This window comes from Herbiconiux daphne (genome assembly GCF_024979295.1).
Classification (GTDB): domain Bacteria; phylum Actinomycetota; class Actinomycetes; order Actinomycetales; family Microbacteriaceae; genus Herbiconiux; species Herbiconiux daphnes.
This window is the reverse complement of the sequence record NZ_JANLCJ010000385.1, coordinates 1-705: the sequence shown is the minus strand read 5'-3', so window position 1 is coordinate 705 and position 705 is coordinate 1. Positions and strand designations below refer to the sequence as shown.

1 protein-coding gene is annotated in these 705 nt (G+C 49.4%); it reads left to right on the top strand.

Translation table 11 applies throughout. The features are described from left to right. Window positions 1–705 (top strand): hypothetical protein (locus N1032_RS25390; protein WP_259543371.1); only part of this gene is annotated, 705 nt, incomplete at both ends.

The window sequence follows — 705 nt, the reverse complement described above, 5'->3', positions numbered from 1 at the left end:
CTTCGAAGCACAAGTTGGGGTTCAGTATGTCTTTGATGTGTCCAACGGCGGGTTTAAGTTTAAGGAGGAACGGAAGCATGAGCTTCCAACCTTTCGCTACCAGTACAACTACTCTGGATATTCAGGACATCGTTCTGCGTGGTATAATGACTACGACGATGACTACGAAGATCGATACCATCGAGGAAATACTACTGGCTCCTCAGTTAGCCCAATTCGTGGCGAGGGAAGCTGGAATCAAACTCAAAGCCGCCCGCAAACTTCTCAAGAAACTCAGGCAGAGCGTCTAAACAAACTGCTGCGTGAGCATGGGGTGTTGCTGACGGTCGGTGAGTGGGTATTCTTCGAAGCATTCCAGTTCGATAAGTATCCGAACCAGAGCGGCAAAGGTAAGATCACTGGCTTCATGTCCGGTGATGAGTACATCGAGGTACAGGCTCCGGGTCATTCCGAAGATCAGTACACCGAAGGTGCTGAATACCGTGGCAAAATCATCAGTGCATTCGTTCAGAATTATATTCTGCACATCATTGTTGGGCCAGCCGAGTATCGCTTTCGACCCGCTATGGGCGGAGAAACTGTCACGGTTGCTGACTTAGTTCGCTCAATGGCTGACGGTGAACTGCCGGAAGAAGAGATTCTTCCACCAGCAATACAAACTCATATCCCTGTACTGACCACTCCTCCACCTGACGATGAAGATGA